Genomic DNA, 20,803 nt, shown 5'->3' with positions numbered 1-20,803 from the left:
TAGGTAGCGCGCCGCAGTGACGGCTTCAAAGGTGGTCATGAACCACGGGTAAGTGATGTGAGTCACTAGATTGCCTGTGGTAAGACCATACGCTAGCATCTAATGTGACATACGCAACAGAGGTGCTTTTGCGAAATTCACAACGGAGCGAAGGGTGCCCAATGGACCAGTCATCAGAGAGTTTCCTGGGCCTGATGGAGCTCATCGACAATGAATCCTCGGAGGCTCCGGGCGTTGCCCTGCACAGGCTCGGAGAAGTGGCGGTAGTGGTCATTTCCAATACCAGCCGCAGGAATGCCCTGAACCTGTCCATGTGGGCGGAGTTGGAGGATATTTTCCGGGCGTTGTCGACTGACCGGGGAGTATCAGCCCTCGTCATGAGGGGAGCAGGCCGCCAGGCGTTTGCCGCCGGGGCGGACATCAGTGAGTTCCCCGTTGAGCGGCACGATTTGGAGACCGCCGGAAGGTACAACGCGCAGCTGTCCCGCACGTTGCGTCTGTTGGCCGGACTTGAATTTCCTACCCTCGCTGCCATTCAGGGCTTCGCTGTGGGAGGTGGTTGTGAACTCTCGCATGCCTGCGATCTTAGGATTGCCGCGGACGATGCGCAGATCGGTATCCCCATCGGGCGGCTCGGTGTTGTCCTCGGCGTGACGGAAGCAAAGTACATCGTTCGGCATATTGGGGTAAATGGGTTGAAACGGGTGTTGTTCTCCGGGCGGCTGTTCGATGCCGGCGAAAGCGCCCGCCTAGGGCTGGTTGACGAAGTAGTCTCCGCAGCTGACCTGTGGAACCACCTGGCTGCCCTGACGGGAACCATTACTGCGTCACGTCCAACGACGATGCGGGCTGCAAAAGTTGTCACGGATTTGGCTGAGGGTTTTGACGAACGGCGCACGGACCAGTTGCAGGACCTAATGCAGGCCGCGTATGGAGGCGACGGCCTGCGCGAGGGTTTCAATGCATTTATCGAAAAACGAAGCCCGGATTTTGGATTCGAGAGGAAGCTTTAGATTATGGGGACGTTATCCGGAGTTCGCGTGCTCGACCTGTCGCGGTATATCGCTGGCCCAACGGCCAGCATGATGCTTGGCGATCAAGGTGCCGACGTCATCAAAGTTGAGTCACTGCCTGTCGGTGATCCTTCCAGGCAGTCGGGGCCCTTCCTCGACGGCCACAGCGTGTACTTCATGTCAGCGAACCGGAACAAAAAGTCTCTGGCTCTGAACCTGCGCTCTCCGGAGTCGCTGGAAATAGTCAAGAAGCTGGCATTGGATTCCGACGTCATTATTGAGAACTTCAAGCCCGGCACAATGGAGAAGATGGGGCTGGGGCCGGAGACCCTCTTGGCCGCCAATCCTGGACTGGTTTATTGTTCAATTTCCGGATTCGGAAGCGGTACCCTCGGGGTCGACATGGCCGGCTTTGACCAGAACGCGCAGGGCATGAGCGGCCTGATGGGCGTCACCGGAACGGAGGAGACCGGCCCGCTCCGGGTCGGAGTACCCATCGCCGACACGGTGACGGGCCTGATCGCGTCCTTCGCCATTGTCTCCAAGCTCCAGGAGCGGGTCCGCACCGGTGCCGGTGGGCTCGTCAGTACTTCACTAATGCAGTCGGCGAACTTCCTGCTTACCTACCAGGCCCAGAAGTACCTTTCGATGGGCATCGTTGCCGGCAGGGAAGGCAATGACCACCCGCTCCTCTTTCCTCAGGGAACTTTCCGGACGGCCGACGGATACGTGACGATCGCGTCGGGCAATGAAAAGATGTGGCGCCAATTGTGCGAGGCATTGGGTTTGGTCGAGCTCGGCGACCATCCGGACTTCTCCACCAATGCGCTTCGGCTGCAGAACAAGCTGGAGCTGCGCCGGTTGATGGAAGAGGTGCTGACCACCAACTCCACCTCTTACTGGATAGGCCATATTAGTGCTGCGGGAGTGCCCTGCGGAGAGGTTCTGGATATTGACGAGGTCTACTCCCACCCTATTGCTGCCGAATTGAAACTGGCGGAAACAGTGAAGCACTCTGCGCTGGGTGAAATGAGCGTTTTGGGGCGTCCGGCAGTGACCGGTGATGAGCCGTGGCTGCGGTTGCCGCCTCCAGTGCTGGGAGAGCACAACGAGGAAGTGCTGTCCGGGCTGGGCTACAGCGAAGAGCAGATTGCAGAGCTGGCTGCAGCAGGGATCCTGCAGCGGCTCTGACACCTGCCGCCATCACGCGGCGATGGTCCGCACTTCCGTGGGGCTACTGCTCCGCTGGCCGGGCGCCGGCTCCGGCCGGCCCCGGTTTTTGCTCCGCCGGTACCTGCGCGTAGAACCATTCGATGTGCTCACGCAGCAGCCTGGCAGCGTCTGCACCGCGCTGCGCTAAGACGGCGTCGTAAATCTCATGGTGCTGGGCCTGCAGCACGCCCATGACCTCGGGCCAGTTCTCCATTAGTGCAACCGCATCGGCAACATACCCGCTGATTGCACTTCTGAGGGATGCCATCATGGCTTCAATAACGGCGTTGCCCGCCAGGGATGTCAGTACTACGTGGAACTGGGCATCGAGAAGATGGAAGTTCTCCCGACCAATGTCTGGAGCATCCATGGCCTCCAATAGGCCGGCGGCCTCGGCCAGGGATGCCTCGGCGGTGTCGTGGGTCGTCCTGTCTGCGGCGCTTTGGGCAGCCCAGGTCTCCAGCAGCACGCGGGTCTGCACGATGTCCGCCACCGGCAGCCGGTGGCTGGCCATATGCAGGCGCAGGGCAGATGACAGGCCGGCAGAGGGCTCACTGATGATGATTGCGCCCGATTTAGGGCCGGAGCCGGATGATGACCGCAGCACCCCCATGGCGTCCAGGATCCTGATTCCTTCGCGCACCGAGGCGCGGGAAATGCCGTAAGTTTCGGCCAGAGTCCGTTCACCCGGCAGCTGGTCGCCCAAGCGAATGGCCCCCGAGCGGAGGTCGGCTTCGATGTTCTCCAATAGCAGGTCGTAGCTGCGGCGCGGATTCTCGGTCACGTAGTTATCCTGCCATGCGGGTGCGAAAGGCTGAACGTCAACACTCCTGCAAAATCGTTGGTTTGTGAGGCGTATCCACGGGCGGGGGCGGAGCCTTGAAGGCGTCTAAATGATGCGGTTAGTCTGTGACCCAGCTGGCGGCACAGGGGGCTTGGTGTGGCGGGCGTTACATGCATACTATGGTCAGACCACAAGTTTTGAGGCGTTGCGCTTCTCCGAAAGGCAGCCATGAAGATTGCACTGTTCGCCACCTGCATCGTGGATGCGATGTACCCCTCCACCGCGCGCGCCACTGTATCGATTCTGGAACGGCTGGGCCACGACGTTGTGTTCCCGGCAGGTCAGGCCTGCTGCGGGCAGATGCACCTGAACTCCGGGTACTTCCCGGAAGCGGTGCCGGTGGTCCGCAACCATGTGGAGGCCTTCGAAGCCCAGGATTACGACGTCGCCGTGGCACCTTCGGGTTCCTGCGTCGCCTCGGTCAAGCATCAGCATGCGATGCTGGCCCGCTCCGTCGGCGACGCGGACCTCGAAACCCGGGCCACCGCCGTCGGCGCCCGGACCTACGAACTCTCCGCCCTGCTGACTGATGTCCTGGGCGTGACGGATGCCGCCGCACAGCTGGGCTCCTGGTATCCGCACCGGATCACCTACCACCCCAGCTGCCACGGCATGCGGCTGCTGCGGCTGGGGGACCGGCAGGCGGATCTGCTCCGTACCGTGGAGGGAGTGGAGCTGGAACCGCTGCCCGAAGCGGATCAGTGCTGCGGCTTCGGCGGCACCTTTTCCATGAAGAACGCAGATGTGTCTTCCGCCATGCTGGCGGATAAAAACGCGAACATCGCCGCCACCGGTGCGGAGCTCTGTGCCGGCGGGGACGCATCGTGCCTGATGCACATTGGCGGCGGGCTGTCCCGGCAGGGCAGCACCATCTCCACCCTCCACTTCGCCGAAATACTGGCCAGCACCCGTGACAACCCTGCTCCCGCCCCGGATGCGCTTCGCGGTCCGGCCCGGAAAACGGCCCACACCACCGGAAAGGCCGGCTGATGAGCTCCACTTACCTTGGCATGCCGGGGCTGCCCGTCTACGGTGACGGGAACCTCCACGCATCCGAAGCATTTCCAGCAGCCGCCAAGCGGGAACTGGGCAACGCGCAGCTGCGGGCCAACCTCGGCCACGCCACGCACACGATCCGGGACAAGCGGCTGCGCGTGGTGGCCGAACTGCCGGACTGGGAAGACCTGCGCGAGGCAGGCAGTGCCATCAAGGCGTCGGTCATGGCGAGGCTGCCCGAGCTGCTGGAAGAATTCGAAAAGAACTTCACGGCCCGCGGCGGCATCATCCACTGGGCACGGGACGCCGATGAGGCCAACGGGATTGTCCGCGACCTGATCCGGGACGCAGGCGTGGACGAAGTGGTCAAGGTAAAGTCCATGGCCACGCAGGAAATCGGCCTCAACGAGTACCTCGAAGAGCAGGGCATTTCCGCGTTAGAAACCGACTTGGCGGAGCTGATCGTCCAGCTGGACCATGACAAACCCAGCCACATCCTCGTGCCGGCCATCCATAAGAACCGCGCCCAGATCCGGGAGATTTTCCTGCGGGAGATGCCCGACGTCGATCCGGGACTCACCGATACCCCGGCACGGCTGGCCGAAGCCGCCCGGCAGCACCTGCGCCGGAAGTTCCTCTCCGCGAAGGTCGCCATTTCCGGCGCCAACTTTGCGCTGGCGGACACCGGCACGCTCGCCGTCGTCGAATCCGAGGGCAACGGCCGGATGTGCCTGACTCTGCCGGAAACCCTGATCACCGTCATGGGAGTGGAAAAGCTGCTGCCCTCGGCGACGGATCTGGAAGTGTTTATGCAGCTGCTGCCGCGTTCCTCCACGGGGGAGCGGATGAACCCGTACACCTCGCTGTGGACCGGGGTGACCGAAGGAGACGGCCCGCAGAACGTGCACCTGGTGCTGCTGGACAACGGGCGCAGCGCGGCGCTCGCCGACGAGATGGGACGTTCGGCCCTGCACTGCATCCGCTGCAGTGCCTGCATGAATGTCTGCCCGGTGTATGAGCGCACCGGTGGCCACGCATACGGCTCCACCTATCCCGGACCCATCGGTGCCATCCTGTCGCCGCTGCTGACCGGGATTACGTCTGAGGAGAATGCGTCCCTGCCGTATGCGTCCTCGCTGTGTGGTGCCTGCTACGACGCCTGCCCGGTGAAGATCAACATTCCGGAGATCCTGGTCCATCTGCGCTCGGAGGATGTGGAGAGCCGCCGCGGGACCACGAAGGTGCCGGGACAGATGGACGTCGCCATGAAGGCTGCTTCCTGGGTGATGGGCTCGGGCCGCCGGATGGCCCTGGCGGAAAAAGCACTGCCGTTGGGGAAGCTGGCGGCCGGACCGGACCGGAAGATCAAGAAACTTCCCGGCATGGCGGCCGGGTGGACCCAGAGCCGGGACATCCCGGCTCCGCCCGCGCAGTCCTTCCGGGATTGGTGGGCGAAAGAGCATCACGATCCTGGGTCGGAAGAGCACACCGAATTGGAAGAGAAGGCATGAGCGCGCGTACGGAAATCCTGGACCGGCTCCGGGCGGCCCTCCATGATTCGCCCGAAGCGCCGGAGATTCCCCGGAAGTACCGGCACACCTCAGGCATGAGCGAGGACGAACTCATCGAACTGCTCAGCGACCGGCTGCTGGATTACAAGGCCGGGGTCAGCGTGGTGGATGAAGCCTCGCTCCCGACCCGGGTTGCCGAGCTGCTGGCTGGAGAGAAGTCCTACGTGGTTCCTGCGGGACTGGATGAGCGCTGGACGGCTCTGGTTCCGGGGCGGGTGGTGGATTCACCCCAGGAACCGCTGAGCGTGGAGGAGCTGGACGGCATCGATGCTGTGGTGACCGGCAGCGCGGCGGCGGTGGCTGAAACGGGGACCATCATCCTGGACGGCAGCCCTGGCCAGGGCCGGCGGGCCTGCTCCCTGATCCCGGACCACCACGTCTGCATAGTGAAGGCAGGTGACATAGCCGGAGTGCTGCCGGAGGCGGTGCGGCGGCTCGACGTCACCCATCCGTTGACCTGGATCAGCGGTCCGAGCGCCACCAGCGACATTGAACTCGAGCGTGTGGAAGGTGTGCACGGCCCGCGGAGGTTGGACGTGGTTATTGTCCGCTGACGCGGAGCACGGGATGAATACCCCTAGAAGCTGCCGGAACTCCCCGCACCGGAGAAGCTTCCCCCGGTGCTGCCGTAGCCCGTGGTGCTGCTGGACTCTCCCCGCGCCGAGCTGATTTCCGTGGTGCCGGTTTCAAGACCGGTATTAAAGGTGCCCACCGTGTAGAAGGCGTAGTAGGGGAAGGCCGTATCCAGGATGGAGGGTTGGTAGCCCTCCCGGCTGCCGGGCCGGCGGGCGCCCTTCTTCTCCAGGGCTTCGCGCATCAGGTCGCGTTCCTTGTCGTTTTTCGCGTACCCGGCAATCACCGTTTCGGAGTGGTTCTTCAACAGATCCGAAAGCTCGCTCCGGGCATCGCGCAGCCGGTCCAGGGCAGTTTCGGGGTTGATGCTTCCCTCCGAGAGCTCGGCTGCCCAGGTCTGCACGTCCTGCCGTACCCGGCCCCGGAACGCGACGAGCGCGGCGGCGGTCGAGGAGTCCTTCTGACCCTCCTTGGAGTCCAGGAGATCGTCGAGTTTGGCCAGGTCGGCTTCGAACGGAGCAACCTGCCGGTCCCAGGCCCGCTCCCACCCGTGTGCCTTGTTGAGTAGGGAATTCGTGTCCGCAATGACGTCATCCAGGCCATCCAGCTCCATTGCCGTGTCCGCGTAGTCCTCGATGACGGCGGTGCTGCTGCGCTTCCGCAGGTCCTTCGCCGGTAGGTCATGAGCTGCGTTGTTTTGCCTGGTAGCGGCGTTGTAGCGGGTTCTGAAGGTGCGGTACTGCTCCAGGACCTTGGCTCCGTACGTCGATTCGGAGGGAATGGTCTGGGCGTTCACCTCGGTGGCTTCCAGATCCCGCGTCACGCTGGAATAGGCGGCGTCCGCTTCTTTCAGCAGCTTGGTGTTCTTGGCCCCGCGGTGGCGCCGGACTCCAACACCGACCCCTGCGCCTGCCAGCACCGCTACACCGCCCACAACCGACGCTCCGATGAAACCGTCAGAGGCGTACCAGGGCTGGTTGATCAGTTCGGCGGCTTCCTCGGTTGCGGCTATGGTGCCGCCGGTCCACTGGGCTTCGCGGAAAAGATCAGTGACCTCTTCGCGGATGTCTTCCTGCTGGTCCAGGGAAATCTTCCGGTCTTCACCGAAGTAGGTGCCGATATGGCGTCCCACGGGATCCAAGGCAAAGATGAACAGCCCGTCTGCCCATTTCTGTCCGTCCTCGCTGAGCCACTCCGGGTGCTCGGCACGGGCGAAGCTCAGAACGTCCTCATTCAGGTTCGCGCTCCCGCTGCCGTTGTAGGTATATACGGCCACAGTGGTGGGGTCGCGGAACTCAATGTCCTCGATCGCCGGCAGCAGTGTGTTGGCGTCCAGCACCCCGGCGGTGTCCTCGACAACCACTCCTGTCGGCGTCACCGCTGCGGCGGGCGGGATGCCCAAAAGGAAGGCAGACATCAGAAACAGCAGGGCAGTGAGTACGCGGCGCAAGGTCCCCCCTCGTCGTGAAGCGTGGTGCCCCGATCCTAACTGCTCCTCCGCCCGGCCGGTACAGGCACCGCAAACCGCCGTGCCGCCTTCGTGCCCCGACGACGACGGCGGGTGTGGTGCGGTACGGCGAAGCCTCCGCTAGGCCGTGAGTTCGTTGTGCTCCTGCAGGGCGGACTGCGCCGAAGCCGAAGTCACCGCGTCCAGGAACCCGATAGTTTCCTCCAGTACCTCGCGTGCTTCCGGCCGGTCCAGCCGGAACTGGTACTCGTGGCCGAGGGCAGGCTTGTAGTCCTCCGGCCAGAATCTGCGGGTCACCGGGACCCCCAGCTCCTCCAGCCGGTCGGCAAGGGGGAGGGACTGGTCAGCGGTCAGTGGGTCACCGTTGCCTCCGGAAATATACGTGGGAGGAAAGTCTGGATTCACGTGGTCAAAGATGGACATGTGTTCTGCGGCGGAGGTGGAAGCCCAGTCCTTGGATCCGGTGTAGGCCCACAACGCCTTCCTCAACCCCCACCCGAAAACGCCGTTGAGCTTGGCAACGGACTCGAAGTCGTAGACCCCGCAATTCAGCAGGATCCCGCGCAGGTGCTCCGGTGCCGCGGCGGGAGTAATGCCGGTGCGGCGGGCATAGTCGGGGTTCGTGATCCCCAGGGCCAGTTGTGCTGCAAGCTGGGCTCCCGCTGAGTCTCCGGCCAGGACAACCCGGTCCGGGTCCAGCCCGTACTTGTCTGCGTGTTCGCGCAGATAGCCCAAGGCAGTGTTCAGTTCCCGGACCGCCGTCGGATAACAGGCCTTGGGCGAGATGGTGTACCCAACACCCACCACGGCATAGCCGTAACCGGCGAGGACCCGCAGGTAGGGTTCCACGTCCTTCTTCGACCCCGAGATCCAGGCACCGCCATGGACCCACACCACCACGGGCAGCGGTTTCCTTGCCTCGGTGGGCAGGAAGAGATCCAGGGTGGGGTTCACTGCGGAACCCAGATACTGCAGCCCGCGATGGCCGGTGATGCTCCCCTTCGTAAGGTGCGGTCCGACCCTGTGCGATTGAAACTTTCCGGCACCAGAGAATACTCCGCGGATCAACAGGGCTGAGGGCCGGGGGTCGCGCTGCAAAGTGGCGGCGGCAACGGTTCCGGCAACGGCGGCCGCCCCGGCCAGAAGCCCCGCTGCCGGCAGCGACAGGACTTTCACGTTTTTAAATTAGGGCCGGCCTAAGGGTGCCATTTTCCAGTTTGCCCGCAGGCAACGCGTTCTCCCGGGGTGCCCGTGTGGCATCTCATGGCTGGATGTGCCCGCCGCCACAGGGTGAGGAACCCCTGGCCCCGAGGCCTAACCTGCGCAGCCAGTTGCTAGGGCAGCATCCACTCCAGGACCGGGGTGGACTGCAGGAAGACCAGGATGCACAGGGCCAACAGCAGCAGCACGCTCCAGCCGATCACCTTGCGCAGCAGCACCGATTCCTGGCCGCTCATGTTCACGGCTGCGGCACCGATGGCGAGGTTCTGCGGACTGATGAGCTTGCCCATCACACCGCCGCCGGTGTTGGCAGCGACCATCAGCTGGGGATCCAGGCCGGCTTCAATCCCGGCGGTCTGCTGCAGCTTGGCGAACAGGGCGTTTGCCGAGGTATCGGAACCGGTCACCGCCGTACCGATCCAGCCGAGCACGGGGGAGAGGAAGGCGAAGAACGCGCCGGTGCCCGCCAGCCAGGTGCCGATGGACACCGTCTGCCCGGAAAAGTTCATCACGTAGGCCAGGGCCAGGACCCCCAGGATGGTCAGCGCCGCCGAACGCATCCGCACCGCCGTCGTCCAGATCTCCCGGACAGCCGCGCCCATACTCAGCGGATACCGGCCGTTTTCGTTGAAGCGTGAGTAGACCAGCGCCACGATCAGGCCGGTGATCAGCAGCAGGGTGCCCGGGCTGATCAGCCATTCGAACGAGTAGATGGTGGAGGACTGGGTCTGGCCGTTGCTGTCCAGCAGTGCTTCGTGCAGCACCGGCCAGGGGATCTCGATGTTGGTTTTCGCCAGCGCCGCGGGCACGTCGATGCCGAGCGTCCACAGGTTCACGAACCCGAAGATGACGATCACCGCCACGTAGGGGAACAGGGCCATCCAGGCCCGGGATGGGGTCAGGCGGTCCGCCGCGGTGTCGTCGGCGGAGGTGAGCATATCTGAGCCCGCGCCGGAGCCGGCCGGTGTCCAGCCGTCGGCCCGCGCTTCGGCCAGCTCGGCCTTCATCCGCTGGTCGGCCTCCGCTCCGTTGCGTGGATGCCAGAACCGCAGGAAGCCGACGGCGGCTAGCATCGCGACAAGGGAGGCCACGATATCGGTGAGCTCGTAGGAGAAGTAATTCGAGCAGAGGAACTGGAAGACGGAGAATACGACGCCGGTAAAAAGGGCGACGGGCCAGCAGTCCCGCAGGCCCCGGCGTCCGTCCAGGATGAACAGGAGAATCAACGGGACGAAGACGGCGAGCACCGGCGTCTGCCTGCCGACCACCGCGCCGATCTCCTCGCCGGTGTAGTTGGTCAGGTTGGCGGCGGTGGTGATGGGGATGGCCAGGGCGCCGAAGGCCACCGGAGCGGTGTTGGCCACCAGCACCGCAGTCGCAGCGCGGATCGGGGCGATGCCCAGGGCCAGCAGCATGGTCACGGTGATGGCCACCGGCGCACCGAATCCGGCCAGGGCCTCCAGGAGGCCGCCGAAACAGAAGGCCACCAGGATGGCCTGGACCCGAAGGTCTCCGCCGCCAATCGCATCGAAGACGCGGCGCAGGTCCTCGAACCGGCCGCTCAGCACGGTCACCTGGTACAGCCAGACGGCCATCACGATGATCCAGACCACCGGGAACAGTCCGAACGCCGCACCCTGCGTCGCGGAGAGCAGGGCCAGGCCTATCGGCATGCCGAACCCCAGGACGCCGACGGCGAGGGCCACCAGCAGTGCCCATCCGCCGGCAACATAGGCGCGGGTCTTCGCGAAGGCCAGCAGGAAGAAGAACGTCAACAGCGGCAGCAGGGCCACCAGGGCGGACAACGCCACACTGTTCAGGACGGGGGAGGTGCTGGGAGTAAAGCTGTCCATAAAGACCTCCGCGCCGGCTACTGACCGGCTCAACCGGGGAAGCACTGGAACAAGCGCTACTTAAGCGTACGGCGGTGTTCCCTGCAGGTAACCCCCCGGACGCCCGGCAGAGGGGGTCAGCCGGCTATACGCTGCCCGACGCCGGGGCCGCGTTCCCGGCGGTGCGTTCCCGGTGGTGCCGCAGATAGCCCGCCGCGGCCACCAGGATCGAGATGACAGCGGAAAGTGCCAGCCCCAGCCAGAGCCCCACGTTCAGGGCCGCAGCACCGGCGACGGCGCCGAGGAGGATCAGCGCGATGGCCAGGGCCCGGCGCACCCAGTACTGGCTGTTCCCGCCTGCGAGGCGCGAATCGGAAGCCAGTCCGGTGATCGTGGAGGTCACTACTACGGTGGTGATCTCCGCAACCTTCAAACGCTTGGCGGTCGCGGCCTGTATGCCCATGGCGGTGGCGAGCGCCGACGTCGTGATGCTCCCCAGCACGCTGATGCCCTGGACGTCCGCCACTGCCGTAAACACGGCCAGCGCGGTAATGATGCCCGCCACCACCATCAGCGAAACGGAGGTGCGGAGGGACCAGCCTTCCGGTCCCTTGCGCAGCATCCGCCCGGCAAGGGCAGCGCCCAGCATAAAGAAGACCAGTGCCAGGACCGGGCGCAGGATCGGCAGGTTGGCTCCGCCGGCGAAGGCCATGCCCAGCAGCACCACGTTGCCCGTCATGTTTCCGGTGAAGACCCGGTCCAGGCCCAAGTACCCCACGGCGTCGACGACCCCGGTGGAAAAGGTCAGGGCCAGCATCAGCCACAAATGCACGCGGTCGGTCGGTACTGCGTTAAGTCGCTTCACTGGCGGCATGTCTCCTTGGGCGGGCACCGTCCGTGTAGACGAACGCGTGGTGGAAGTCCGATTGTATTCAAAACCGGATGCGAATAATGCAAGGATTCCCCTGACCCAGTTACCGGCCGAAAGCTGCCCCCATGACCTTTACAGCACCCGATCCCTTCACCACCCGGCCCACCCTGCAGGGCACCTTCGGCATGAGCGCCTCCACGCACTGGCTTGCCACGGCCTCGGCCCAGGCGGTGCTGGAGCGCGGCGGAAACGCGTTCGACGCCGCCGTTGCAGGCGGTTTTGTGCTGCACATCGTGGAACCGCACCTGAACGGGCCGGGCGGCGACATGACCGGTGTTTTCGTGACGGCCGAGCATCCCGCAGACCCGGTGGTGCTGATGGGACAAGGGCCCGCCCCGGCTGCTGCCACGCGGGAGCATTATCTAGCCGAAGGGCTGGAACTGGTGCCCGGTGCCGGTGCGCTCGCCGCAGCGGTTCCCGCCGCCGTCGACGCCTGGCTGCTGTTGCTTCGGGACCACGGCACCTGGGAACTGGCCGATGTCCTGGCCTTCGCTATCGGCTACGCCCGCAACGGCCACCCCGTCCTGGCAAGGGTCGGCGCCACTGTCGAGTCCGTTGCCGAGCTGTTCACCGAACACTGGCCCACTTCGGCTGCGCAGTGGATGCCGGAAGGCCGGGCGCCGCGCGAAGGCGAAATCATCCACAACCAGGCCTACGCATCGGTATTGGAGCGGCTGGTGCTGGCCGGTCCGGGCACGGGTACGCGGGCCGAACGCATCGACGCCGCCCGGCGCGAATGGCGGACGGGCTTTGTTGCGCGCGCCGCCGTAGACTTTGTTGCCGCGCCGCACCGCCACTCCTCGGGCACCGACCATGCCGGTGTCATCAGCACGGCCGACTTCGCCGGTTTCGAAGCCGGCTTTGAACCTGCCGTCACCTTCGACTTCCGCGGTTACACCATTGCCAAGACCGGTGCGTGGGGGCAGGGACCCGCGCTGCTGCAGACCCTGGCCATCCTTGCCGGTTTCGACGACGACCGGCTGGACCCGTCCTCCGCATTGGGTGCACACACCATCCTGGAGGCCCAGAAGCTCGCCATCGCGGACCGCGAGGCCTACTACGGCGACGCGCCGGTGCCGCTGGACTACCTGCTCAGCGAGGAATACGCCGCCGGCCGCCGTGCCCTGATCACCGACACGGCTTCCCACGAGTTCCGTCCCGGAACGGTGCCCGGCCACACGGCCTTCGTGCCGCCGCTGCGCACCGAATACCTGCCGCCGGCCCTGGCCGACGGCGGCGCTGGCTTCGCCGGTGTCGGGGAACCCACCGTGATGCCCACGGGCGAGACCCTCGGGGACACCTGCCATATCGACGTCGTGGACCGCTGGGGGAACATGGTTTCCGCAACCCCGTCGGGCGGCTGGCTGCAGTCCTCCCCGACCATCCCGGACCTGGGTTTCTGCCTGGGCTCGCGGCTGCAGATGACCTGGCTGGAAGCGGGGGCACCGTCCACGCTGACCCCGGGGAAGCGGCCGCGCACCACGCTGACCCCCACCCTCGTCCTGAAGGACGGCCAGCCGGTCGTGGCACTGGGCTCACCCGGCGGGGACCAGCAGGACCAATGGCAGCTGCTGTACCTGCTGCGCACCATTGTTGGCGGATACACCCCGCAGCAGGCCATTGACGCCCCCGCACTGCACACCACATCCATTCCCGGGTCGTTCTTCCCCCGCACCTGGACACCGGGCGGTGCGGTGGTTGAGGACCGGCTGGGGGAGGACGTCATCGCCGGGCTTCAGGCCCGCGGCCACGTGGTGACCCGGGCCGGGGACTGGGCCCTGGGAAGGCTTTCCTCAGTGCTGCGCGATCCCGGCTCAGGCCTGCTGCAGGCCGCGGCGAACCCCCGTGGCGCGCAGGGGTATGCCGCCGGGCGTTGAGGGACCGCTGCGCGTCCGGGACAGCCGGTTCGGCGCTTCCCGGACGTGGGCCGTTCCCGGGGCTGGGGTGGCTCTGCCGGTGCGTTCAAGCGGCTCTTCCGTTCCGTTCCCGGGGGCGGGAACCTATAGTTCAAGAGGGGTTCCTCCTACTGTGAGCGAGGCTTGGCCATGGCCAATATCACCACCCGACCCGTCACCAAACTTGGAATCGTGGGAGCCGGAAGCGTCGGCACATCGCTGGCCTACGCGGCTATCATCCGGGACACTGCCCGCCAGATCGCCATTTACGATATCGATGCCGAACGGGCCGGAGCCGAAGGCCTCGATCTTGCCCACGGCACCCAGTTCACAGGCGCCAATACCGTGACCGGCGGCGGAAATATTGAGGATCTGGCCGGATCCGACGTCATCGTTATTACGGCCGGAGCCCGCCAGCAGCCGGGCCAGAGCCGGCTTGACCTGGCTGGCGCCAACGTGCGGATCCTGGAGAAGCTGATGCCGCAGCTGATGGGACAGGCGCCGGACGCCGTGTACATCATGGTGACCAACCCGGCAGACGTGCTTGCCGTTGCTGCACAGAAGATAGCCGGACTACCGCGCAACCGGATCTTCTCCTCCGGCACGGTCCTGGATACCTCCCGGCTGCGGCTGCTGCTGGCCCGCGAAGCACACGTGCTGATGACCAGCGTGCATGCAACCATCATCGGCGAACACGGGGACACGGAGTTCCCGGTGTGGTCCAACGCCACCATCGGGCCCGTGCCCATCCGGGAATGGGAAATCAGCGGCCGGCAGGTGTTTACCGACGCGTTCCTCGCCGCCGCCACGGACGACGTCGTCAACGCCGCCTACAAGGTGATCGAGGGAAAGGGCGCCACGAACTACGCGATCGGCCTGGCTGGAGTGCGGATTGTCGAGGCGGTGCTGAACGCGGAAAACGCAGTACTGCCGGTGGCGGCCACGCTGGACGGGGAGTACGGGATAAGCGGTGTTGCGCTGTCCCTGCCATCGATCGTGGGCCACAACGGCGTCTACAAGATGCTCGAGATGCCGCTGGATGAGACCGAGCGCGGAAAACTCATGGCCTCCGCGGAAACCCTGCACAGCACGCTGGACTCGCTGGGGATCTGACCCGCCGAAGGCTGGCCCGCAGCTCCCCGCTTACGCCAGCAGCTCCCGCAGCCGCCGGGCATTGCGGACTGCATGGCCTTCGAGGTCGTTGTTGAAGTAGGCGTAGACGTCCCTGCCCGCGGATTCCCATTCGCGGATCCGGTCCGCCCACCACTGCAGGTCCTGCTCGGAGTAGGAACCGACGTAGAGGTGTTCCGGGTCCGGGCCGTGCAGGCGGACATACACGAAGGGCGCGGTGGCGCGCAGCGTGCAGGGCAGGTGTGCACCGCTCATCACCGTGTAGGCGGCACCGTGCCGTTCCAGCAGGCGGAAGACGTCTTCGGAGTTCCAGCTGTCATGGCGGAACTCTACGGCGACGCGGATCTCCTTCGGGAGGTTCGCCAGAACATACTCCAGCCGGTCGTCGTCGCGCTCCATATCGGGGGAGAGCTGGAGCAGGAACACACCGCTGCGGTCGCGCAGTTCGACGAAGCAGCGCTGGATGCGTCCGATCCACTCGTCCGGATCCCGCAGCTTCTGGGCATGGGTGAGCCCGCGGGGCGCCTTGACCGAAAAGACGTACCCTTCCGGCAGTCGGTCTCGGTAGGCGGCGAAGGCTTCCTCGCGGGGCCAGCGGTAGAAACTTCCGTTCAGCTCCACGGTGTCGAATTCCTCCGCGTATTTTTCCAGCCACAGCCGTGACGGCACGCCCTTGGGGTACAGCACATTGCGCCAGTGGTTGTAGGCCCAGCCTGATGTCCCGATATGGATGCTCACACCATCCAAACTAACGGTCTCCGGGCAGGCCCCGCGGTGGCTACGCGGGGGAGCGGTGTGAGGTAACTTTTGGCGGCCCGGTCCGCGCGCGTGAAATAAGCCGGGTGCTGCTGCGGTTGCATCTAGCGTGCCCGGACAAAAAGGCCCGGTGCACAAGCAACTGAAAGGCACGCACTCCCATGACTGTTCCGCTCTCCATTCTCGATCTCGCCATCATCGATGAGGGCGAGAGCGCACGTGATTCCTTCGCTTCCTCCCTGGCGCTGGCGCGGGAAGCGGAAGCTCTCGGCTACACCCGCATCTGGTACGCCGAGCACCACAACATGCCGACCATTGCCTCCTCCGCCACCAGTGTGCTGATCGGCTACATTGCCGCGCACACCGAAAGCATCCGGCTCGGAGCCGGCGGAGTTATGCTGCCGAACCATGCGCCCCTGACCATTGCGGAGCAGTTCGGCACGTTGGAAACCCTGTTCCCGGGCCGCATCGACCTGGGCCTGGGCCGTGCCCCCGGCAGCGACCAGAAGACCATGCGTGCGCTGCGCCGCGACCCGATGTCCTCGGACAGCTTCCCGCAGGACGTGCAGGAACTGCAGGGCTACCTGACCGGCAACACCCTGATCCCGGGTATCCATGCGACGCCGGGTGCCGGCACCAACGTGCCGCTGTACATCCTGGGTTCCTCCCTCTTCGGTGCCAAGCTTGCCGCCGCCCTGGGCCTGCCGTACTCCTTTGCCTCGCACTTCGCGCCGCAGGCACTGCAGGACGCCGTCACCATCTACCGCCGCGACTTCAAGCCCTCGGCGCAGCTGGCCGAGCCGTACGTCATCGCCGGCGTGAATGTCGTGGCCGCCGAAACCAGCGAGGAAGCCAAGCAGATGTTCGAGGATTCGCAGCGCCGCCGGGTAACCCAGCTCTTCGGCCGGGACCGCACCTTCACCGACGAAGAGGCGGACGCCATCCTGCAGTCGCCGGGCGGCCAGCAGGTCAAGCAGATGGGCCGCTACTCCGCTGTTGGCAACCCCGAGGAAGTCCGGGACTACCTCGACTGGTTCGCCGGGCACGCGCAGGCCGATGAGCTGATCGTCGCCACGCAGACCGCCACACTCGAATCACGGCTGCTTTCCTTCCGGCTGCTCGCGGACGCCGCCCTGCCGGTCCGTTCCTGAGCATTGCCCCTCCCGGGGGACCGGAAACCCTGTGCTAGATATGAAGGATGAGTTCCAGCCCCCAGATCATCTCCTGTTCCGTCAGCATGCGCTGGGGAGATATGGATGCCTACGGGCATATCAACAATGTTGAGATTGTCCGCATGCTCGAGGAAGCACGCGTGCATGCCTTCGGCCCTCCCGGCGGAACGGGAGGGCCCGGACGGGAACCTGCCGTCCCGCTGTTCACCGATGTTCCGCCCGGCACGCAGTCCCTCGTGGTGGAACACCGTGTCCGGTACGTGGCGGAACTGACCTACCGGAACATCCCCGCCGACGTCGACGTCTGGATCAGCGCGGTCAAGGGCGCCAGCCTGACGATCGCCTACGTCATCCACGATCCGGCGACGCACCAGGCCTGTGTGCGCGCCGAGACCACCCTGGCCTTCGTCGACGGCGCTACCGGCGCCCTGCAGCGGCTGACGCCGGCCCAGCGGGAGATGGCAGCCGCCCACACGGGAGCTTCCGTCTTCGCCTGAGGCCCACACCCGGGTTCCTGCAGCCGGGCCCTGTGATCGGCTGAGCACGGCCACTAGCATTTTCGGTAGTCCCGGCAGTTCCGCTGCGGAATTCAAAGGAGATGCACCGTGTGGCAGAACCTTGGCATCACTCCGACCGAAGCACTCTGGGTTGTTCTCAGCGCCCTGGGGATATACGCCGTCTTCTTCCTGCTGATCCGTGGTTTCGGGCAGCGTGCACTGGCCAGCTGGTCCACCCTGGACCGTGCCGTCGTCATCGCCCTTGGCTCCGTGCTCGGCCGGGTTGTCCTCGGCTACACGCCTACCCTCGCTGCCGGCGTCATTGCGCTGGCCACCATGTTCGGGATGCTCCGCGTGGAGGGGTACCTGCGCCGGACGCGGCGCGGCGCGTACCTCACCAGCCGGCCCATCCTCCTGATGGCGGGGAACGAGGTCCTGGAGGAAGGCCTGCGTAAGGCCCGGATCCTGGAGGACGAGCTGTACTTCAAACTGCGGCAGTCCGGAATCCGGAACCTGTCCGAAGTGGCGATTGCCGTGCTGGAGCCGACCGGGGACGTCAGCGTACTGCGCCGCGGCCAACTCATTGATCCTGTGCTGCTGCGCCGGGTCACCAACCAGTCACGTATTCCCCGGGATCTGGTGCTGCCAGGGCAAGGCCCCGGCAGGGCAGGGGAGGCTGATTAGGCGTCCGGGCAAACCTCGTGTAGGCTGAAACGCAGTTGTTGTGTTGCGCATTTTGTATTTCAAGTGGCGAAACCCAATTGGTCTAGCTGCTTTTTCTGTAGAAGCGGTAAAGGAACACCGCGACTGAAACCGCCCGAAAGTCGGGATGTGTTTCGAATGCAGAAGGAATTAAAAAAATGGCTACAGGTACCGTAAAATGGTTCAACTCCGAAAAGGGCTTCGGCTTCATTGAGCCCGACGACGGCAGCGCCGACGTCTTCGCTCACTACTCCGCGATCAACTCCAACGGCTACAAGTCGCTGGACGAGAACCAGAAGGTTAGCTTCGACACCGAGCAGGGCCCCAAGGGCCCGCAGGCCTCGAACATCCAGGCCCTCTAATTTCTTAGAGACTTTGTAACGGCCTAGCGCCGATACTCCAAGAGCAGGACGGGATCTCCCGTCCTGCTCTTGTGTTTAACCCGAGTGTTCTGCTGCGTTGCTTCACCGGCTTGGGCGCTGGGGTCTGGCCGGTACCGTCCGCGTAGCGCGTTGCGCCGTCCTCGGATCCCGACAAACCGCAGCGATCCGGACAGTCCGTATGGTGGGGGCTGTCCCATTCCGCGCAGGCGCCCGGGTTAGGCGGCTTTAATATTCCTGCGAGCTCTGCGAGCGAGGAATTTCGTTGCCGCCGTTCCGGGCTCCGGAGCGGAACCCGGCCACCTTCGCGGTAACGAGCGGAACCCAGCCACTTGCGCGGAAACCCGGAAACCCGGACCCGAGAGGCCTAGTCGTGAATCCGCACAGCCGCTTCACGCAGATACTGCTCGACCCGGCTGTAGGCATCCTGAGTCAGCGCCTTCCACAGGTTCATGCTCAGCACCGGGTCCGCCGCGGCCAGCTCATCAATGGCCTCCGCCGTTAGCACCTTCACCTTGACCGGCCCAGCGGCCTTAACCGTGGTCTCCTGGCGCTTGTCTTCGCCCATAGCCATCTCGCCGAAGGTCATCCCCGGACCCAGTGTTGCCAGCTTGACCCTGCTGCCGTCCGGACCGGGCATGGAGGTAGTGATGTGCCCGGACACAATAAAGAAGACGCCCCCGAACCGCTGGCCTACGCGCCGGACCACGTCGCCGTCGTCGTACGTCCGGTCCTCCATCATTTTCTGCAGCAGCTGTGCCTCTTCCGGATCCAGCGGGCTGAGCGCCGGGGAATCGGCGGGGTCGATGGCGTCCGGAAGGACAAGTTCGGTGCCGTGCTGCTCGAGCAGCCTGTTCTCGCACCACTCGATCGCAGCGGAGCGCAGGGTGAAGGATTCGGTCTTCCGGCCCAGTTCCTTCAGGGCGGACGTGACCGATCCTTCAACGTCCACCAGGGCCAGTTCGCGCCCGGCCTGGCGGAGCATGTCCTCGGCTTCGGCAATCAGGCGGATGGCGACGTCGGACACTTCGTCCACGCTGCGCAGATCGGCAACCACCAGTTCGACGTCGTCGGGCAGGTCGGTGAGTGCCCTCACCATGGACTCGGCCCCGGCGAAGAGCAGGTCGCCGTTGAGTTCGATGACCTGGACCCGGTGGCCGTGTCCGGCCAGGATCTCGGCGGCTTCGTCGGTCCGCCGGATACCCGAGGGTGTCGACGTGATGTCGTAGATGGCCCGGATGGCGGAGCGGCCGGTCCGTGCTGCCCGGACAAAGTGCAGCCCCAGGTCGTGGGAGAGCCGCTGGCTCACGGCCACCCCGCGCACGCTGTTGCCGTGTGCGTCCAGGGGAGGGGAGTAGACCGCCAGGCCCACCTGTCCGGGCAGGACGGCGAGGATGCCGCCGGCCACCCCGGACTTGGCGGGCATACCCACGCTGCTGATCCACGAGCCGGCGTCGTCGTACATGCCGCACGTGGTCATGACGGACAGGACGCGTTCCACCGAAGCGAGGTCCAGGACCTCGTCGCCGGTGAGGGGGTGGCGGCCGCTGTTGGCCAGGGTTGCGGCCATCAGGGCGAGATCGCGCGCGTTGACCATGACCGAGCATTGCCGGAAGTAGTCCTTGATGATGGGCGCCGGGTCGGATTCGATGATGCCGAAGGACCGCAGGAGGTACCCCAGGGCGGTGTTGCGGTGCCCGGATCTCAGCTCGGAGGTGTAGATCCGCTGGCTGACGTCGAGGTCGCGTCCGGCGAACGCGGAATAGGTGTCCAGGATGCGCTTGAAGCGGGACCTGCCGCCGGACCCCTTGACCAGGGACGTGGCGGTCAGGGCGCCGGCATTGATCATCGCGTTGGCGGGCCGGCCGGTGCCTTCGGCCAGGGAGATTTCGTTGAAGGAGTCGCCGGACGGTTCCACGTCCACCTTTTCATCCACGGCCTCCATGCCGAGGTCCGCGAGGGCCAGGGCGTAGGTGAAGGGCTTGGAGATGGACTGGATGCTGAATTCTTCGCGGGTATCCCCGACCTCGTAGACGAAGCCGTCGGCGGTGGCCAGTGCTATCCCGAAGCAGTCGGGGTTGACGTTGGCCATGGCCGGTATGCCGCGGTACGGGGTGCCGTCTTTTACGCCGGCTATCTCGGCGTGGATCCTGCGTAGGTAGTTCTCGATCGGGGAGTCCATACTTCAAGCGTAGGGGCTGGCGGAGGGGTGACTCTCCACGGTGTCCGCGGTATACTTTTTCCTGTTGCAGTGTTGTGCAATTTGTACGTTCAAGCGGCGAAACCCAGATCTAGGGCCAGCCGCTTTTTCTGTATTTTGCACGGAAGGCACGGCAGCGTGAAACTCCCCGAAGGTCGGGGCAGGTTTCGTTCAGAAGGATGATTAAAAATGGCAACAGGTACCGTGAAATGGTTCAACGCTGAAAAGGGCTTCGGCTTCATCGAGCCCGACGACGGCAGCGCTGATGTTTTCGCCCACTACTCCGCTATCAACTCCAGTGGCTACCGGTCTCTCGAAGAGAACCAGAAGGTCACTTTCGACACCGAGCAGGGCCCCAAGGGTCCGCAGGCGGTTAACATCCAGGCTGTCTAATAAGACATTAGGTCCG

The 20,803-nt window shown here is 64.9% G+C and carries 19 protein-coding genes; 12 read left to right on the top strand and 7 right to left on the bottom strand.

Annotated elements, in window-relative coordinates; translation table 11 throughout:
* The first annotated feature begins 161 nt into the window (after window positions 1-161).
* Together QNO03_RS09330 and QNO03_RS09325 are read left to right on the top strand one after the other, a co-directional pair.
* A complete protein-coding gene (locus tag QNO03_RS09330) occupies window positions 162-1,013 on the top strand; it encodes an enoyl-CoA hydratase-related protein (RefSeq protein ID WP_289603073.1) in 852 nt (283 codons plus the stop codon).
* Window positions 1,014-1,016: 3 nt separating this feature from the next.
* Entirely contained in the window at window positions 1,017-2,204 is a 1,188-nt protein-coding gene (locus QNO03_RS09325; RefSeq protein WP_289603072.1) for a CaiB/BaiF CoA transferase family protein, read from the top strand.
* A gap of 43 nt (window positions 2,205-2,247) precedes the next feature.
* On the opposite strand, the gene QNO03_RS09320 is transcribed toward QNO03_RS09325, so the two are convergent.
* Complete coding sequence (locus QNO03_RS09320) at window positions 2,248-3,009, bottom strand: FadR/GntR family transcriptional regulator (protein ID WP_289603071.1); 762 nt, start codon at window positions 3,007-3,009, stop codon at window positions 2,248-2,250.
* Window positions 3,010-3,237: 228 nt separating this feature from the next.
* Between QNO03_RS09320 and QNO03_RS09315 the strand changes: the two genes are divergently transcribed.
* The 3 genes from QNO03_RS09315 to QNO03_RS09305 are packed head-to-tail and all read left to right on the top strand — an operon-like array spanning window position 3,238 to window position 6,190.
* A complete protein-coding gene (locus tag QNO03_RS09315) occupies window positions 3,238-4,059 on the top strand; it encodes a (Fe-S)-binding protein (protein ID WP_289603070.1) in 822 nt (273 codons plus the stop codon).
* Window positions 4,059-5,576: a LutB/LldF family L-lactate oxidation iron-sulfur protein gene (locus tag QNO03_RS09310; protein ID WP_289603069.1), complete on the top strand. Its 1,518-nt coding sequence runs from the start codon at window positions 4,059-4,061 to the stop codon at window positions 5,574-5,576. The genes QNO03_RS09315 and QNO03_RS09310 overlap by 1 nt, the downstream gene beginning before the upstream one ends.
* On the top strand, window positions 5,573-6,190 hold the full coding sequence (locus QNO03_RS09305) for a LutC/YkgG family protein (protein WP_289603068.1): 618 nt from the start codon (window positions 5,573-5,575) through the stop codon (window positions 6,188-6,190). Before QNO03_RS09310 ends, QNO03_RS09305 begins: the two co-directional genes overlap by 4 nt.
* A 23-nt stretch (window positions 6,191-6,213) precedes the next feature.
* On the opposite strand, the gene QNO03_RS09300 is transcribed toward QNO03_RS09305, so the two are convergent.
* The 4 genes from QNO03_RS09300 to QNO03_RS09285 form a co-directional block, all read right to left on the bottom strand.
* Window positions 6,214-7,659, bottom strand: coding sequence for a DUF5129 domain-containing protein (locus QNO03_RS09300; protein ID WP_289603067.1), 1,446 nt, complete (start codon window positions 7,657-7,659; stop codon window positions 6,214-6,216).
* A gap of 138 nt (window positions 7,660-7,797) precedes the next feature.
* Window positions 7,798-8,631 (bottom strand): alpha/beta hydrolase, encoded by an 834-nt coding sequence (locus QNO03_RS09295; RefSeq protein WP_289603066.1) that lies wholly within the window; start codon window positions 8,629-8,631, stop codon window positions 7,798-7,800.
* Window positions 8,632-9,011: 380 nt separating this feature from the next.
* A complete protein-coding gene (locus QNO03_RS09290) occupies window positions 9,012-10,751 on the bottom strand; it encodes an L-lactate permease (RefSeq protein WP_289603065.1) in 1,740 nt (579 codons plus the stop codon).
* A gap of 124 nt (window positions 10,752-10,875) precedes the next feature.
* Entirely contained in the window at window positions 10,876-11,604 is a 729-nt protein-coding gene (locus QNO03_RS09285; protein WP_502874573.1) for a YoaK family protein, read from the bottom strand.
* A 122-nt stretch (window positions 11,605-11,726) separates the two neighbouring features.
* On the opposite strand from QNO03_RS09285, the gene QNO03_RS09280 reads away from it, so the two are divergent.
* Both QNO03_RS09280 and QNO03_RS09275 read left to right on the top strand, forming a co-directional pair.
* On the top strand, window positions 11,727-13,538 hold the full coding sequence (locus tag QNO03_RS09280) for a gamma-glutamyltransferase family protein (RefSeq protein ID WP_289603063.1): 1,812 nt from the start codon (window positions 11,727-11,729) through the stop codon (window positions 13,536-13,538).
* A gap of 168 nt (window positions 13,539-13,706) precedes the next feature.
* On the top strand, window positions 13,707-14,669 hold the full coding sequence (locus QNO03_RS09275) for an L-lactate dehydrogenase (RefSeq protein WP_289603062.1): 963 nt from the start codon (window positions 13,707-13,709) through the stop codon (window positions 14,667-14,669).
* Between the two features lie 30 nt (window positions 14,670-14,699).
* Here QNO03_RS09275 and QNO03_RS09270 read toward each other — a convergent pair whose 3' ends face one another.
* Window positions 14,700-15,425 carry a DUF72 domain-containing protein gene (locus tag QNO03_RS09270; RefSeq protein WP_289603061.1) on the bottom strand — a complete coding sequence of 242 codons (726 nt, stop codon included), beginning with the start codon at window positions 15,423-15,425 and terminating at the stop codon, window positions 14,700-14,702.
* 179 nt (window positions 15,426-15,604) lie between these two features.
* On the opposite strand from QNO03_RS09270, the gene QNO03_RS09265 reads away from it, so the two are divergent.
* The 4 genes from QNO03_RS09265 to QNO03_RS09250 all read left to right on the top strand — a co-directional run bounded on the left by QNO03_RS09265 (window position 15,605) and on the right by QNO03_RS09250 (window position 18,176).
* Window positions 15,605-16,594 (top strand): LLM class flavin-dependent oxidoreductase, encoded by a 990-nt coding sequence (locus QNO03_RS09265; protein WP_229949476.1) that lies wholly within the window; start codon window positions 15,605-15,607, stop codon window positions 16,592-16,594.
* 47 nt (window positions 16,595-16,641) lie between these two features.
* A complete protein-coding gene (locus tag QNO03_RS09260; protein WP_289603060.1) occupies window positions 16,642-17,112 on the top strand; it encodes an acyl-CoA thioesterase in 471 nt (156 codons plus the stop codon).
* A gap of 108 nt (window positions 17,113-17,220) precedes the next feature.
* Entirely contained in the window at window positions 17,221-17,796 is a 576-nt protein-coding gene (locus QNO03_RS09255) for a DUF421 domain-containing protein (protein ID WP_229949480.1), read from the top strand.
* A gap of 176 nt (window positions 17,797-17,972) precedes the next feature.
* Window positions 17,973-18,176, top strand: a complete 204-nt coding sequence (locus QNO03_RS09250) for a cold-shock protein (RefSeq protein WP_146362594.1) — start codon at window positions 17,973-17,975, stop codon at window positions 18,174-18,176.
* A gap of 385 nt (window positions 18,177-18,561) precedes the next feature.
* Here QNO03_RS09250 and glsA read toward each other — a convergent pair whose 3' ends face one another.
* Window positions 18,562-20,376, bottom strand: a complete 1,815-nt coding sequence (gene glsA / locus QNO03_RS09245) for a glutaminase A (protein WP_289603059.1) — start codon at window positions 20,374-20,376, stop codon at window positions 18,562-18,564.
* Between the two features lie 207 nt (window positions 20,377-20,583).
* Here glsA and QNO03_RS09240 point away from each other — a divergent pair, with 207 nt between their 5' ends.
* A complete protein-coding gene (locus tag QNO03_RS09240) occupies window positions 20,584-20,787 on the top strand; it encodes a cold-shock protein (protein ID WP_146362590.1) in 204 nt (67 codons plus the stop codon).
* Window positions 20,788-20,803: the final 16 nt, after the last annotated feature.

The sequence above is a fragment of the Arthrobacter sp. zg-Y877 genome, from assembly GCF_030373105.1.
GTDB lineage: Bacteria > Actinomycetota > Actinomycetes > Actinomycetales > Micrococcaceae > Arthrobacter_B.
This window is presented reverse-complemented; position numbering and strand designations above follow the sequence as displayed.

Bases quoted from the DNA above. Each gene is read 5' to 3' on its own strand.
- QNO03_RS09265 (WP_229949476.1), top strand. From the start codon at position 15,605: ATGACTGTTCCGCTCTCCATTCTCGATCTCGCCATCATCGATGAGGGC.
- QNO03_RS09280 (WP_289603063.1), top strand. From the start codon at position 11,727: ATGACCTTTACAGCACCCGATCCCTTCACCACCCGGCCCACCCTGCAG.
- QNO03_RS09315 (WP_289603070.1), top strand. From the start codon at position 3,238: ATGAAGATTGCACTGTTCGCCACCTGCATCGTGGATGCGATGTACCCC.
- QNO03_RS09275 (WP_289603062.1), top strand. From the start codon at position 13,707: ATGGCCAATATCACCACCCGACCCGTCACCAAACTTGGAATCGTGGGA.
- QNO03_RS09260 (WP_289603060.1), top strand. From the start codon at position 16,642: ATGAGTTCCAGCCCCCAGATCATCTCCTGTTCCGTCAGCATGCGCTGG.
- QNO03_RS09250 (WP_146362594.1), top strand. From the start codon at position 17,973: ATGGCTACAGGTACCGTAAAATGGTTCAACTCCGAAAAGGGCTTCGGC.
- QNO03_RS09325 (WP_289603072.1), top strand. From the start codon at position 1,017: ATGGGGACGTTATCCGGAGTTCGCGTGCTCGACCTGTCGCGGTATATC.
- QNO03_RS09305 (WP_289603068.1), top strand. From the start codon at position 5,573: ATGAGCGCGCGTACGGAAATCCTGGACCGGCTCCGGGCGGCCCTCCAT.
- glsA (WP_289603059.1), bottom strand. From the start codon at position 20,376: ATGGACTCCCCGATCGAGAACTACCTACGCAGGATCCACGCCGAGATA.
- QNO03_RS09285 (WP_502874573.1), bottom strand. From the start codon at position 11,604: ATGCCGCCAGTGAAGCGACTTAACGCAGTACCGACCGACCGCGTGCAT.
- QNO03_RS09290 (WP_289603065.1), bottom strand. From the start codon at position 10,751: ATGGACAGCTTTACTCCCAGCACCTCCCCCGTCCTGAACAGTGTGGCG.
- QNO03_RS09310 (WP_289603069.1), top strand. From the start codon at position 4,059: ATGAGCTCCACTTACCTTGGCATGCCGGGGCTGCCCGTCTACGGTGAC.
- QNO03_RS09330 (WP_289603073.1), top strand. From the start codon at position 162: ATGGACCAGTCATCAGAGAGTTTCCTGGGCCTGATGGAGCTCATCGAC.
- QNO03_RS09240 (WP_146362590.1), top strand. From the start codon at position 20,584: ATGGCAACAGGTACCGTGAAATGGTTCAACGCTGAAAAGGGCTTCGGC.